We start from the raw sequence: 14,227 nt of genomic DNA, 5'->3' as shown, positions 1-14,227 counted from the left end.
GGGTCTGTTTTATTGCAATTTAAGAAATAACTCCCGAACCAACTAATTCGTCTTCTAAATACCAAGCAACAAATTGACCTTCTGTTATAGCAGATTGTGGTTTTTCAAACTCAACGTAGAGTCCGCCTTCTACTTTATGTAATGTAGCCAACTGAAGTGGTTGTCGGTAACGTATTCTAGCCTTGACTTCCATAGTCTCATCTGCTTCCAACTTCAAATCTTCTCGAACCCAATGCAATTCATCATCATTTACAAAAAGCACATGTTTGAGCAATCCAGGATGATTTTTACCCTGACCTGTATAAATGACATTATCTTCAACATCCGTTTCAATAACAAACAATGGCTCTTTGGTACCTCCAACAGCCAACCCTTTACGCTGTCCTTTAGTGAAATAATGGGCACCTTGATGTTGTCCAACGGTTTTTCCGTCAGTTACAGAATAGATTCTTTTTTTAGACCAATAAGCAAGTTCTTCAGACTTAGAATCAAACTGTGGTTGTTGCTCTTTATATATGGTATGGTTCTCTGGAATTTCAACAATGACACCTTCCTTTGGTTTTAATTTTTGTTGAAGAAACTCGGGCAATCTCACTTTTCCAATAAAACACAAGCCTTGGGAATCTTTTTTATCGGCAGTAACTAAGTCCAATTCGGTAGCAAGTTCTCTTACTTCAGGCTTGGTCAATTCTCCTATAGGAAATAAAGCCCTTGATAATTGCTCTTGCGATAGTTGGCATAAAAAATAGGATTGATCTTTATTGCCATCGACTCCTGCTAAAAGACGATGAATTTTTTTACCGTCTTTTTCAATAATATCTTTTCTGCAATAATGACCAGTTGCAACATAATCGGCACCCAAATCCATGGCGATTTTCATAAAGACATCAAATTTGATTTCCCTATTGCACAAGACATCTGGATTTGGCGTTCTTCCCTTTTGATATTCATCAAACATATAATCAACAATACGTGCTTTGTATTGCTCACTCAGGTCTACTGTTTGAAATGGAATTCCCAGCTTATTTGCTACCAACATAGCATCATTACTATCTTCCAGCCATGGACATTCATCAGAAATGGTCACAGAATCATCATGCCAATTCTTCATGAACAGCCCAATCACCTCATAGCCTTGCTCCTTCAATAAGTAAGCGGCAACGCTTGAGTCAACACCTCCTGAAAGACCAACAATTACTCTTTTCATCTAATAGCTTTGATTCCTTTGTTTTGAATATGCAAAATTAAGAAATAAAAATAGCAACGTAAACACCGTTGCTATTAGTTATACTTATAGGTTCAATAAGTTTAGACTATTGTTTCTTTGGATTTTTACTGCGTCTGGTGTGATCTTTTGTTTCCTTTAGTTTTCCATCTTCGTAATAGTTCCAAATACGGTGTTTTCTTCCACGTTGATAAATACCTTCTGCCAGAAGAACACCATCTGCATCATAGTATTTTGCCAGACCATGCAATTCGTCATTATCATATAGAAAATCCTTAAGTAAAGTTCCGTTTTCAGAATACCATTTAGAAGAGCCTTCCAACTTTCCATTTGAATAATGGGACACTTCTGCAACCTGACCATTTTCGTAAAACACTTTACGCTCTCCTTCAAGCTCTCCTTTTTCATTATAAAATTCGGAGGTTAAAACAGCCTGGGAAGTTTTATGATAAAAAATCCATTTTCCGACATAAAGCTTCCCATTCAAAGTCCCTTCACTAATGACCTTTCCCTTAGAGGAGTAAAATGTTACTGTAGCTCTTTCATCGTTAGGGTTGAAAACCTTTACTGCGCTTAAAACACTCTTATCATTATTTAAAGTATAAAACTTGAAAGTCCCTACTTCCTTTCCATGCTCAAACTGTCCTTCGTAGCGCAACTGATCGGTTTCATGAAAGTACTTTCTCCAAACCCCATGTCTTTTACCATTGTCATCAAACTGATTTACAGCATCTTGAGCACAAATAACAGACATGTTCATTGTTAAAATAAACATAAAAAAAAGCGCTTTGAAACTATTTTGTTTAATCATTTTGTAATTTTGTTAAACAGATTATTATTCGTTATACAATTAAGTTAACAACAAAAAAACTCAAAAAAATGAAAATTATTTTAAAATCTTTCAGAATTATTCCCCTTCTCCTACTTACAATCATGTTTCAGGCCTGTAGTTCTGATGATGACAGAGTGGTTGTACAGCAACCTTTCAATATTGTTGAGCTCGCAAGTGCCTCTCCTAATTTATCAAATCTAGTCCTTGCCCTTCAAGCTGCTGATGGTAATTTAGATGTTTTATTAAGTGGTAATGGACCTTACACCGTTTTAGCACCAACAAACGATGCCTTTGATACATTTTTGGCTCAGAATGGTTTTGCAAGTTTAGATGCCGTTCCAACTGATGTTTTGGCACAAATTCTTTTGAACCATGTAATTTCTGAAGACATTACTTCTTCTCAATTGATTGCTGCTGGTGATGGCTATGCTAAAACAAATGCTGATGGCGCAGGAGGAGAAAAACTGAGCTTATATTTTAATACATCTAATGGTGTTACCTTTAACAATGTTTCATCTGTAACGATGGGAGGCGCAGACATTGATGCTTCAAATGGAACCATTCACATCGTTGACGCTGTAATTGGCTTACCAAATATAGTAACGCATGCTACTGCCAATCCAGATTTATCAAGCTTGGTTGGAGCCTTAACTGCTGGAAACAATACTACATTTACTGATCTTCTATCTATGGATGGTGACTTTACTGTTTTTGCTCCTAACAATGATGCTTTCAGTGCTTTTACTAATCCTAATGGAAATGATATCGCCAATGTATTGTCAAATCATGTAATAGTTGGAACAACAGCTATTTCAACTGGATTGAGTTCTGGATATCAAAATACTGCCGCTGAAAATGCAGATGGCGATAACCTAAGTTTGTATGTTAACACTACTAACGGAGTTATGCTAAACGGATCATCGATGGTAACGGTAGCTGATGTAGTAGCAACCAATGGTGTCATTCACATAGTAAACCAAGTTATTGATTTACCAACAATTGCAACTTTTGCAACTTCAAATGATGCCCTTAGTAATTTGGTAGCAGCTTTACAATTAGCCGACACTGGTTCTCCAACAGTACCATGGATTGGAACTGTTTCTGATGTTTCAGCAGGACCTTACACTGTGTTTGCTCCTACCAATGATGCATTTACTGACCTATTATTAGAATTAGATCCTTCTGGAAATACTGCTTTGGGCGATTTAGATCCTGCTACAGTGGATGCTGTGTTACTAATGCATGTTGTGAACAGCAATGTACGTTCTATGGATTTAATGAGTGGAACTGTACCAACGCTTGGTGGTAATTTAACGTTAGATGTCAATACACTAACATTAACCGATAATAATGGAAGAGATATTGGAATTATTGGGTCGCTTGTCGATATTCAAGCAGTAAATGGTGTGGTGCATGCCATTGACACAGTAATTCTCCCAAATCCGTAATCGGCAAATTGATTAATAGCCCATTCAATTGTTGAATATTGGATGATTGAAGAGCTTCTAGAATTGTCTAGAGGCTCTTTTTTTAATAGAAAAGCCTCTAGTGATGACTAAAGGCTTTCTCTTTTATGTAGTTTAGAAAATTACTTCTTTCTGTTTTGAGCTTGACGTTGTTGTTCAGCCTGCTCCATCATTTCAGCCATTTTCTTTTGAAACTTGTTTTGTTTCTTTGGCTTCTTTTTGTTCTCCTGAATCTGTGCATGGATTTTATCCTCATCCAAAATATAATTCTTGATGACAATCATAATCCCAATACTAATCAGGTTCGAAATGAAATAATACAAACTCAATCCTGAAGCGTACTGATTAAAGAATACTAACATTAACAATGGTGAGAAATAAATCATATACTTCATCATCTTCTGCATGTCTGGCATGCCCTCCTGAGTTGGTTGGGCTGCCACTTGCTGACCTGTAGTCATCTTCATATAGAAGAAGATAGCAATCGCTGCCAAAATCGGGAATAAACTCACATGATCGCCATAAAATGGGATATTGAATGGTAATTCAGCAATGACGTCATAGGACGATAAATCATCTGCCCACAAGAAACTCTTCTGTCTTAAATCGAAAGCTGTTGGGAAGAACATGAACAAGGCATAAAACACAGGTAACTGAATCAAACCTGGCAAACAACCTGCCAACGGACTTGCACCTGCTTTATTTTGAAGTGCCATCGTTTCCTGTTGTGCTTTCAATTTATTGTCCTTATACTTTTCTCTAATGGCATCCAATTCTGGTTTCAAGACACGCATCTTAGCTTGTGACAAGAACTGCTTGTACTGCACAAAGGACATCATCAATTTGATTAAAATCGTCATGACAATAATCGCGATTCCGTAAGGTAGGAACGAACTCAAGAATCCGAAGAGCGGAATGAACAAAGCCTTGTTGATCCATCCGAAAATACCCCAACCAAATGGAATACTTTCATCTAGATCATAGTCATATGTCTTAAGGATTTTACTATCGGTTGGTCCGAAGTAAAACTGAAAGGCATTATTGGCTTCACCATTTACAAAACTCAAAGGTAATTTGGATGTAAAACGCTTCGTGAAAACTGTATCGATTTCCTCATCCTTCACCAAATCGGTAGACGTAATTGTTGCACTTTTAAATGGTTGCTTGGCCACCAAAATCGAACTGAAGAAGTGCTGTCTATACGACAACCATCTGGCCTCTTCTATGATTTCCTCATCATCTCCAGCTTGCGCCAGCTTGCTTATTTTTTCACCGTCATGCATGTAGGTCAATCGTGTGTAACGATTCTCATAAGTAATACTTTGATCATGGCGATAAGTCTTCAATGCCCAATCTAAATCAATTTGATTAGAACTGTTCACTACTCCACTCAAACCAGAAGACACAATGGAAAAGTCCACCATATAATCATCAGGTTTCATTTCGTAACGGTATTCCAAAAACTGACGCTCTGAAACTTTCAGTTTCATGGACACGACGGTATTATTACCATTTTTAGTTACGGATGGCTGAAAATATAAGTCCTTGGTATTTAGAATACGATTGTCTGCCGTTGGAAACTCAATATTGAAGTCTTGATTACCATCCTGAATCAAATAAATCGGCACAGAATCGTAATCGACAAACTTGTTCAGTTTCACTTCAGAAAGGAAACCACCTTTATTACTAAATTTTAAAGACAATACATCTGTCTCTACTGATGTTTCATTATCGGTTGCTGATGGCAAGGTTGCCGAATAGGCAAAAGCACCCAACTTGTTTTTTAAACTCTCGAATTGCAAGGAATCACCAATAGTTGCATTGGAATAATCTTCTGCTGTAGTGACTTTGGTTTCAGCTTGAGTTTCAGCCGCTTTTTTCTCAGCTTCAACCTGTTCTTGTTTTGCTTTTTCCTGTTCAGCCAGTTCTTCTGGTGTTGGCTGATTTTTCCACATCATGAATAACAAGATTCCGAAGATGAGCACGAAACCGATGATGGAGTTTAAATCTAATTTTTTTTCTTCCATGTGTTCAATTATTGCTTCGATGTGTTGTCGAAGACCCAGAGGTTATTTCCTCTTAAAATTTTGTTTTATACGTTCCAATATGTGATCTAAACTTTCAAACACCTCATCATTTGTAAATCGAATGACCTGCAATCCAAAAGCATTTAAATCTTCGGTTCGTTTGTGATCGTAATCACTATTTATTGTGTTGTGGTGAACCGAACCATCAACTTCAATGACTAATTTTTCCTCCGGACAATAGAAATCCACAATATAGTTGACTATACTGTGTTGACGCCTAAACTTTCTTCCTTCTAATTGTCGTTTCCGCAAGGCCTGCCATAATTTACTTTCGGCCTTGGTTGGATTGTTTCGCAACGTCTTTCGGAATTCCTTGAGGTATTTCCTATTGTGTAATTCGTTGTTCAAAACAATTCGTTTTTTTTAATTCAACCTCTCCGTTTTCTGAGGTTGATTTTCAACCACTCCGTCCTTCGGACACCTCTCCTTACAAAGGAGAGGACAGTTTTATTCTACATTTCAATGATGCTATTTTTACATCATCTATATCAACCTTTCGTAACCACTCCATTCTGCGGACATCTCTCCTTACAAAGTGAGGACTTTCAAATTACTCTACTTAAACTTTAGAGCACTTAGCCTTCCTCCTTTTTAAGGAGGAAACCAAAAAGGAGGTTAACCTTATGATGACAGCTTTCTACTTAACAAAAAGCCGTCCAATATTAATTTTGTGCCATACTGACACTATTCTTATCTGTTTTATAGTTTAGGGCTGCCTTTACAAAAGCGACAAACAATGGGTGTGGATTCGCTACTGTACTCTTGTATTCTGGATGATACTGCACGCCAACAAACCAATTATGGCTAGGAATCTCAACGATCTCAACCAATCCTGTTTCAGGATTTAATCCAGTAGCTTTCATGCCAGCCTCTTCAATTTGTTGCTTGTAGGTATTGTTAAATTCATAACGATGTCTGTGACGCTCTTTAATGGCATTCGTGCCATAGACCGTTTTGGCAATACTGTTATCGAGAATATCACAATCCCAAGCACCTAATCGCATCGTACCACCTTTGTCGGTTATGGTTTTTTGTGATTCCATCAAGTCGATGACAGGATGTTTGGTGTTTTCATCCATTTCTGTAGAATTGGCGGCTTTTAATCCGAGGACATTTCTAGAGTATTCAATTACTGCCATTTGCATACCCAAACAAATTCCTAAAAACGGAATGTTGTTCTCGCGCACAAAGCGAACCGCTTCAATCTTCCCTTCAATACCACGTTCGCCAAAACCAGGAGCCACCAACACACCATGTAAATGTTTCAGCTTATCTGCAGCGTTTTCTTCAGTTAAATATTCTGAATGGATGGCTTCTACATCTACTTTCACTTCATTTTCAGCACCAGCATGAATAAAGGCCTCCAAAATGGATTTGTACGAATCCTGAAGCTCCACATATTTTCCAATCAATCCGATGGTGACATGACCTGTCGGGTTTTTATGGCGTTTCAAGAACTGGTTCCATTGGGTTAAGTTCGGCTCAGACCCTTTCAAGGCTAATTTTTGAAGCACGACTTTATCCAAACCTTCGTCCAACATCAAATTCGGAACATCATAAATGGTTGAGGCATCAATGGATTGAATCACTGCTTCTGGACGCACGTTACAGAACTTTGCCAATTTAGTACGTAATTCCTCTGGTAATTCGTGTTCGGTACGACAGACCAAAATGTCTGCCATGACACCACTTTCCATCAAGGTTTTGACACTGTGTTGTGTCGGTTTGGTTTTCAATTCACCAGCAGCTGACAAATACGGCACTAAGGTTAAGTGTACCACAATAGCATTGTGCTCACCCAAATCCCATTTGAGCTGACGAACCGCTTCCACATACGGCAAGGACTCAATATCACCAACGGTTCCACCAATTTCGGTAATCACGATATCGTAATCGCCTGTTTGTCCCAACATTTGAACACGATCTTTGATCTCGTCTGTAATGTGTGGAATCACTTGAACCGTTTTGCCCAAGAATTCGCCACGACGTTCCTTATCGATCACACTTTGGTAAATGCGACCTGTGGTGACGTTGTTTGACTGACTTGTCGGGACGTTAAGGAAACGCTCATAATGCCCAAGGTCGAGATCGGTTTCTGCGCCATCGTCTGTGACGTAGCATTCGCCATGCTCGTAAGGGTTGAGGGTTCCAGGATCGACGTTAATGTAAGGATCGAGTTTTTGAATGGTGGTTCTGTAACCTTGCGCTTGGAGCAGTTTTGCCAAAGAAGCGGCAATAATGCCTTTCCCAAGTGAGGAGCTTACGCCTCCAGTTACAAAAATGTATTTAGTCGTTGCCATGTTGCGTTGTTAACGCAGGCAAATTTACAATAAAAAATGGCTTTAGTAAATTATTTGAGGCGATAAGACCAATTTTTTATTGGCAATGGGTTTAGACCTTAAAAATAGCATTTAGTGCTGTGGTTTATAACTTTATAAAAGCACCTGGCTAAACCTGAAGTAAACCTGGAGGAAACCTGAAGTAAACCTGAAGGAGACCTAAAGGCGTACCCGAACAAACCCGAATCAAACCCGAAGGAGACCTGAAGCATCCTCTTAGAAATACACTTCATTTTACGGGAAACCGTTAACACATATCTTAAGACTGCTCTATATTTGAGCAAATACGTAGGACTACGTATTGACTTTTTGTGATAAATTGGCGTAATTGCATGACTTGCATAACTATTGATTTTAATTTTAAAAAGATGTTATATCACTAGTTGGCTTCCATAAAAAACTACTCAAATTAAAATGAAAAAAACTGAATATTTTACAAGTTCAAGTGTTCGATTTAATGAACTCAATAACGCAGTAGAAGATGCAAAAAAGAAAAGAGACGCATTTATAGCCGAAAATAAATTACAAATAGCAAAAATTGATAGCGAAGATATAAAGGTGGTTTCTGGAAATCCAGCAAATAATTATTTACAAAACGTTATGGTAATAATTCGTTTAACTTTTTACCCTAAACAATGAAATTAAAGTCAGTAGAAATTTATGATTTCAAATCGATTTCATATGAAAAATTAGAAATACAATCTAATCAACTATGTTTTGTAGGGAAGAATGAAAGTGGAAAATCAAGTATTATCTCAGCTATTAGTTACTTAAATATCTTAGAAACAGAGTTCGAAACTTCATTACTAAATAAAAGTTCTGAAAGATATCCAAATGGACTTCCTGTTATAATTGGAACATTTAAGTTAAGTAAAAGTGTTTATTCAAAACTTTACAAGTTAATTAGTGAATACATATCTAAAGAGGGTTTATCTTCCTTAAATAAACAATCAGAAAAATGTCTATTGCAGTTGAAGAGATGGGGAAATGGTGTTTCCAATATATCGGTTAGTATATTAGAATCTGGTAAATTCGGATTGAAATTAACCGATAATATCAGTGAATTGTCAAAGTTTTTAGATTCATTCTTCAAAGATATCTATCCAGATATTGAGTATTTTGAAAACGAAGATTTATTAATCGAGCCATCAACTATTGAAGAATTATTGGGTTCGGACAAAAAGTTTGAAACTTTCAGGAAACTACTTGTAATTGGAGGTTGTAATGATTTCAATGACTTGAATAATCAAGACATCAACTTTGTTACAACCTATTTATCAGATATTGAAATTAAGTTAAATCAAATTTTTAAAAAACACTATAAACAAGACCAAAGCATAAATATCAAAATAGTTCCAGCCTTAGGAAATAAACTTAATCTAATAATCAGAGATAATTCCAACAAGAGTTTTTCGATAAATGAACGTAGTCCAGGATTCCAATACTATTTTTCATTTTTAGTAAATAAATTGTACACAAAAAAAATTAGCGGAAGCAAAAACAATATTATTTTACTTGATGAACCTGGACATAGCTTACACCCAAAAGGAGCTAAGGACTTGCTAAAATCATTTGATGAAATTTCTGAAAACTCTCAAATCTTATATACAACCCACAACCCTTTTTTAGCCGTTAGAAACTGTGTAGATTCATTGATTTTTGTAAATAAAACAGCTAAAGACGGTACTAAGATTAATAAAAAGCCTTTCCTAAATAAGTATCAAGTTTTAAGAAGAGAACTAGGTATTATGCTTAATGACAGCTTTCTAATCGGGGATATTAACTTAGTTGTTGAGGGCAACACTGAAAAGCTTGCTTTTCATCGCTTATTTCAATTTGAAAAATATAGAGATTTAGAGTGGATGAATATTTACAATGCAGACGGTGTTAACAATATTCCGCAAGCTATTAATTATTTAGGTAAAAACAACTTAAAGCTTTCAGGAATAGCAATACTTGATAGTGATTCAGAAGCTGATGATGTAAAAAAAGTAAAAGCCTACAAAAACAACATCAAGGAAAACAACTGGGAAGAAGTAGAAATAAATGTTGTTTTTAGCGACCGAAAAACTAGAACATTTGAAGATTTGTTTCCACAAGACTTGTATGTCCAAGCTTATAACAATTATTGTAATTCCCTTAAAACATTGGAAGTTTTTGAAAAAGAGTTTATTGATTTTAAATTGACAAAAGAAATAGAAACACCAATAATTAATACTTTATCTACTCATTATAAAACATTTTTACCTGAGAACAGTAATTCGAGTATTACTAAACAAGACGTAATTAGACATTTACTAGACATAGTTGACGAAATGCCAGAAAAAGAACAAATTTCAAGTTTATCAAATGCCTTTAAACTATGCGATAGAATAAAAACTAACTTTTTAAAAATCGAAAAATATGTCAACAACTAAACATAAAATATTTAAGATTAAAGTTAGTGATGATGGTAAGTTTACCGTTTCCAAAACGGTAGAAAATACAATTAATACTTTTTTGTCGGAAGCTAATAACGTTTACGTGAATCATTCTGTTACTACTCTTACTGAAGACATCGAAGAATATGGCATTTTAAAAACTATTTGTAAATATGTCTTAATAAGTATTATTTATAAAGATTTAAACAGTACTTCTTTAAATCTAAAAGGAACATCAAAAAAGATAAAAGAAGTTGTTCAAAAAGAAGTAGAATCTGGCAACTCTATTGAAGAACCAAATATTTTGACTGATTTGGATAAAGAAATAGCAGAATTTGAATTAAAAAGAGAAACAGAAAAATTTACTGACTAATACTATTTAATACTAAAAGTATTAAGTAGAATAATTATCAAAGCATCGCCGCCACAAGCAGCGACACCACTGCTAACACTAAAATTTGAATAAAAAACTGGATTTCCTTTTTGTATTTCTTGATCTGCGCCATGGTTTTTTGTTTGCTAAATTAGTCTAATAGACACTTCTAAACTTAAAGTTAGTATTACAAAATGGTTAAGGGTGTTTTGCTACATCATGTCCATAATGTAAAGTCGGTTGCCTCATAAAAATACGTCATACGTCGTATGGCTTTCTTAGTGGTTTTTATTGATTTTTGAGTTCTCATTTTAAATTCAATACCTCATTATGATTGCACGCCGCCCAATTCTCCTCCACTTACTTTTACTTTTATGCTCCACAAGTATCCTTGGTCAAAATATTGACTGGAACAAAGCGCCTATAAATCCCTTGCCCAATGGCAGTAACTTAAGCCTAACCAATTTGAAAGGCGATGTGTTTCAAGCGAATTATAGTTTTTACGACAAAGAAGGGAATTGGTTGAGCTTTTACCCTAAGGAACGAGTGACCAAAGACCATCTCAATCGGGTTATTTCCTATACCGACAAATATGGCAGCACGACCACCTACAGCTATGATGCTTCTGGCAATCTCGTAAACGAAAGTGGTAACATTTATGAATACGATGCACAGAACCGAATCATCAAAGGTATTTTTCATAATAAAATTGAAACCCATAGTTATCAACAACAAGACGACATTACCATTGTTGTTACCGTTACCAGTTTAAAGTCAGGATTGGAGACCTTACGAAGCGAAAGTCATTATAAGAAAGGCTTACTCATTGAAAGAAGAACCTCTAAAACAGAAGAGCCACAATTGTTTAAGTACTTATATGACCTCAAAGGCAATTGGACCGAAAGAACACTTAGGGATTCTGAGGATAGAATCATAGGTACGCCTTTTAATCGCGAGATGATTTACCATTCTGAACATAATGATATCGTGAAAAACGGAACCGTAATCAAGACTACAGACAACCTCAACTTAAAAGGCGGTATTGCTACGCCTCACCTGTATATCAATGACAAGAAAGTGAGGTCTTCACTTTACAACAAATTTGGGAACGACTATATTTTTTACGATCCGATTTCTTCAACCTATTACATTGCACCCTATGCCTATGATTTCAGCATTGGTTCAAATTCACCCATTCCTTTTAAGCCCTTGATAAAAGCTAAAGACATCCTACTCTTGAAAGGCGACAAAAATGCTCTGCTCATCAAGGAAGGGTTGAACTATATTCATTATGAGATCCCGTACGATTTGAAGTATCAAAAATTTTACAACCATATTTTAATCAGCAATGAACAAGAAACCTATTTTTCAGAAAATGTCACACAATCTGCTAATGTTGTAACGACAGCATACCCAGTGGTTTCAATGACTTCTGAAGGCAATGACATTTGGTATGTTCCCAATCGTGATAAATTGAATGTCACCCTTTTTGACAAAGGCAACCTAATTGAAGGCTTTTCGGTTTCTGGATATTTATCTGGCACAAAGGATTTTGTACTTGCCCTAAACAATACACCAACCTATGTTTTAAGCAACTTTAGTGCTGCAAATCCAGAACAGTTCCATAAAGGACGGTTGTTTAATCCCGCTGTTGATAGGGTTGAAAGTAACAACAGCACTACTCCAAAAAAGAATGACGTCGCCGATTCTTCTTGTACCTCAGGAAATTGTACAGATGGTTACGGAACCTATACGTTTGAAAGCGGTACTCAATTAGAAGGCTTTTTTAAGAACGGAAAGCTTAACGGTTACGCACAATATACTTACGCTAATGGCGACACTTTTAGTGGCAATTTCCATGAAGGCAAACGCGATGGCTATGGTATTTACCATTGGAAACAAAACAACTTATACTATTATGGCCACTGGAAAGACACAAAACAACATGGCTATGGGTATTTTGTAAAAAACGGTTCAACCGTTGAAGCGGGCATCTATACTGATAGCCAGTTAACAACCAATTTACTGACTGACTACCTAAACAAAAAAACCAACGGCAATTGCTTAGGCAATTGTACCGATGGTTACGGATCTATTACCTACAATCAAGGTGATGTTTACGAGGGATTTTTTAAAAACGGTCAGCCCTACAAAGCAGGTAGTTATATGTGGACTAGCGGAAAAAGTTATATGGGCGATTGGGACGATAGCGGTAAAATAAATTATACAGGTCAATTTTTTACAGAGGCGTTTGTTTATAAAGGTGCTTTTGCCCATAATGGTTACCTTACTGGTCTAGGCGTTAAATTGGATAAAAAGACGAATGTTAAGACTTATGGTGAATTTAAAGCGGGTACATTGATGGTAGATTATGCCAACTAAAAAGTGGCTACAACTAATTCTAATACAGACGATTTTATAAGTCCTCAAAAAAACAAACACCATGAACAAACTAACGGCTCTAGTCGATAAACCACTACACTATTATTCCCAATGGGATTTTTTGGTGTTTATCCTACTAACAGCCCTATCTATTTGGAGCGGACAAACCACGGTGTTTTATATCCTTTACTTTTTTTGGTGGAATGAGCTGATTCGGATTGTTGTCGATCGTATTTGCTTTAAACGGAACAACAACGCTGTGCTAGCTGGTCGAACCACACCTATATTGGGTTCTTTTATACAAATGGGAGTATATTTTATATTTCTAGTGGTGTTTTTTGCCTTTATGGCCAATTGGAACAACGAGGTCCTGCTCATGACCAATATGAAGATTTTATTCTTTCAAAACTGGTTCTTTAATATCAACTTACTGTTTATAGTTTTTGAGCGAATCGTCTTGCATAGCACCCAACAACCTTTGCGCGTAAGCTTTGGCAATTTTACGCCCAATATGCTTGTACTTCATGTTTCGATCATACTAGGTGTTGTCTTGATGTTTTTTGTGGTGCGCAACTTTCCTGATACATTCACTCCCACCAATTTATGGGGTTCTGTATTGATTATTCTTCCTTTTTTGTTGATTAAGGCTGGGATGCAGTATTTTACTGGTAATACTTTGAAAAGTCGTTCTGCGTATTAGTTCGAGTTGCAATTTGATTATTCTTACCAAAAAAGGCTTTTTAGAATTGTTACTAAAGCCGAAATTGTGTTATGAGATCCTGAATCAAGTCCAGGATGACAGTTGAATTAATAAATAGATTTTGATACTTACTTCGGAAACCGCTCCTTAATATCACGTACCAAATATTCGAGTCCGTTGATCTTTAATTCATAGACCTGCTCAAGCATTTGTCCGAGTTGTCCTTTCGGAAAGCCTTTGTTGTGATACCAAACGATATAGTATTCTGGAAGGTCAATTAAATAACGGCCTTCGTATTTGCCAAAAGGCATTTTGGTGTGGGCAAGTTTGATGAGGAATTGATGATTTGGTTGCATGGATTTTTAGACTTGAGATGTGAGATGTGAGACTTTAGACTTTAAAC

Annotated in this window: 12 protein-coding genes; 6 read left to right on the top strand and 6 right to left on the bottom strand. The window is 36.2% G+C overall.

Annotated elements, in window-relative coordinates; translation table 11 throughout:
- Positions 1-19 precede the first annotated feature (19 nt).
- Both mnmA and AB9K26_RS05825 read right to left on the bottom strand, forming a co-directional pair.
- Complete coding sequence (gene mnmA, locus AB9K26_RS05830) at positions 20-1,207, bottom strand: tRNA 2-thiouridine(34) synthase MnmA (protein ID WP_369971601.1); 1,188 nt, start codon at positions 1,205-1,207, stop codon at positions 20-22.
- 106 nt (positions 1,208-1,313) lie between these two features.
- On the bottom strand, positions 1,314-1,979 hold the full coding sequence (locus tag AB9K26_RS05825) for a toxin-antitoxin system YwqK family antitoxin (RefSeq protein WP_369971600.1): 666 nt from the start codon (positions 1,977-1,979) through the stop codon (positions 1,314-1,316).
- A gap of 125 nt (positions 1,980-2,104) precedes the next feature.
- Between AB9K26_RS05825 and AB9K26_RS05820 the strand changes: the two genes are divergently transcribed.
- Complete coding sequence (locus AB9K26_RS05820; protein ID WP_369971599.1) at positions 2,105-3,505, top strand: fasciclin domain-containing protein; 1,401 nt, start codon at positions 2,105-2,107, stop codon at positions 3,503-3,505.
- Positions 3,506-3,645: 140 nt separating this feature from the next.
- On the opposite strand, the gene yidC is transcribed toward AB9K26_RS05820, so the two are convergent.
- From yidC to AB9K26_RS05805, 3 genes are all read right to left on the bottom strand, one after another.
- Positions 3,646-5,550: a membrane protein insertase YidC gene (gene yidC, locus AB9K26_RS05815; protein WP_369971598.1), complete on the bottom strand. Its 1,905-nt coding sequence runs from the start codon at positions 5,548-5,550 to the stop codon at positions 3,646-3,648.
- A gap of 42 nt (positions 5,551-5,592) precedes the next feature.
- Positions 5,593-5,958, bottom strand: coding sequence for an endonuclease domain-containing protein (locus AB9K26_RS05810; protein ID WP_369971597.1), 366 nt, complete (start codon positions 5,956-5,958; stop codon positions 5,593-5,595).
- 314 nt (positions 5,959-6,272) lie between these two features.
- A complete protein-coding gene (locus tag AB9K26_RS05805; RefSeq protein ID WP_369971596.1) occupies positions 6,273-7,910 on the bottom strand; it encodes a CTP synthase in 1,638 nt (545 codons plus the stop codon).
- 453 nt (positions 7,911-8,363) lie between these two features.
- On the opposite strand from AB9K26_RS05805, the gene AB9K26_RS05800 reads away from it, so the two are divergent.
- From AB9K26_RS05800 to AB9K26_RS05780, 5 genes are all read left to right on the top strand, one after another.
- Positions 8,364-8,588 carry a hypothetical protein gene (locus AB9K26_RS05800; protein WP_369971595.1) on the top strand — a complete coding sequence of 75 codons (225 nt, stop codon included), beginning with the start codon at positions 8,364-8,366 and terminating at the stop codon, positions 8,586-8,588.
- Complete coding sequence (locus AB9K26_RS05795; protein WP_369971594.1) at positions 8,585-10,366, top strand: ATP-dependent endonuclease; 1,782 nt, start codon at positions 8,585-8,587, stop codon at positions 10,364-10,366. The genes AB9K26_RS05800 and AB9K26_RS05795 overlap by 4 nt, the downstream gene beginning before the upstream one ends.
- A complete protein-coding gene (locus AB9K26_RS05790; RefSeq protein ID WP_369971593.1) occupies positions 10,353-10,742 on the top strand; it encodes a hypothetical protein in 390 nt (129 codons plus the stop codon). Before AB9K26_RS05795 ends, AB9K26_RS05790 begins: the two co-directional genes overlap by 14 nt.
- Positions 10,743-11,072: 330 nt before the next feature.
- Positions 11,073-13,124: a hypothetical protein gene (locus AB9K26_RS05785; protein WP_369971592.1), complete on the top strand. Its 2,052-nt coding sequence runs from the start codon at positions 11,073-11,075 to the stop codon at positions 13,122-13,124.
- Between the two features lie 61 nt (positions 13,125-13,185).
- Entirely contained in the window at positions 13,186-13,824 is a 639-nt protein-coding gene (locus tag AB9K26_RS05780; protein ID WP_369971591.1) for a hypothetical protein, read from the top strand.
- Between the two features lie 128 nt (positions 13,825-13,952).
- Here the strand turns inward: AB9K26_RS05780 and AB9K26_RS05775 are convergent, their stop codons facing one another.
- Positions 13,953-14,180: a DUF3820 family protein gene (locus tag AB9K26_RS05775; protein ID WP_369971590.1), complete on the bottom strand. Its 228-nt coding sequence runs from the start codon at positions 14,178-14,180 to the stop codon at positions 13,953-13,955.
- Positions 14,181-14,227: the final 47 nt, after the last annotated feature.

The organism is Psychroserpens sp. XS_ASV72 (assembly GCF_041224425.1).
GTDB lineage: Bacteria > Bacteroidota > Bacteroidia > Flavobacteriales > Flavobacteriaceae > Psychroserpens.
This window is presented reverse-complemented; position numbering and strand designations above follow the sequence as displayed.

Excerpts from the sequence above, each read along its gene's own strand:
- mnmA (WP_369971601.1), bottom strand. The coding sequence starts at position 1,207 with ATGAAAAGAGTAATTGTTGGTCTTTCAGGAGGTGTTGACTCAAGCGTT.
- AB9K26_RS05825 (WP_369971600.1), bottom strand. The coding sequence starts at position 1,979 with ATGTCTGTTATTTGTGCTCAAGATGCTGTAAATCAGTTTGATGACAAT.
- AB9K26_RS05820 (WP_369971599.1), top strand. The coding sequence starts at position 2,105 with ATGAAAATTATTTTAAAATCTTTCAGAATTATTCCCCTTCTCCTACTT.
- yidC (WP_369971598.1), bottom strand. The coding sequence starts at position 5,550 with ATGGAAGAAAAAAAATTAGATTTAAACTCCATCATCGGTTTCGTGCTC.
- AB9K26_RS05805 (WP_369971596.1), bottom strand. The coding sequence starts at position 7,910 with ATGGCAACGACTAAATACATTTTTGTAACTGGAGGCGTAAGCTCCTCA.
- AB9K26_RS05800 (WP_369971595.1), top strand. The coding sequence starts at position 8,364 with ATGAAAAAAACTGAATATTTTACAAGTTCAAGTGTTCGATTTAATGAA.
- AB9K26_RS05795 (WP_369971594.1), top strand. The coding sequence starts at position 8,585 with ATGAAATTAAAGTCAGTAGAAATTTATGATTTCAAATCGATTTCATAT.
- AB9K26_RS05790 (WP_369971593.1), top strand. The coding sequence starts at position 10,353 with ATGTCAACAACTAAACATAAAATATTTAAGATTAAAGTTAGTGATGAT.
- AB9K26_RS05785 (WP_369971592.1), top strand. The coding sequence starts at position 11,073 with ATGATTGCACGCCGCCCAATTCTCCTCCACTTACTTTTACTTTTATGC.
- AB9K26_RS05780 (WP_369971591.1), top strand. The coding sequence starts at position 13,186 with ATGAACAAACTAACGGCTCTAGTCGATAAACCACTACACTATTATTCC.
- AB9K26_RS05775 (WP_369971590.1), bottom strand. The coding sequence starts at position 14,180 with ATGCAACCAAATCATCAATTCCTCATCAAACTTGCCCACACCAAAATG.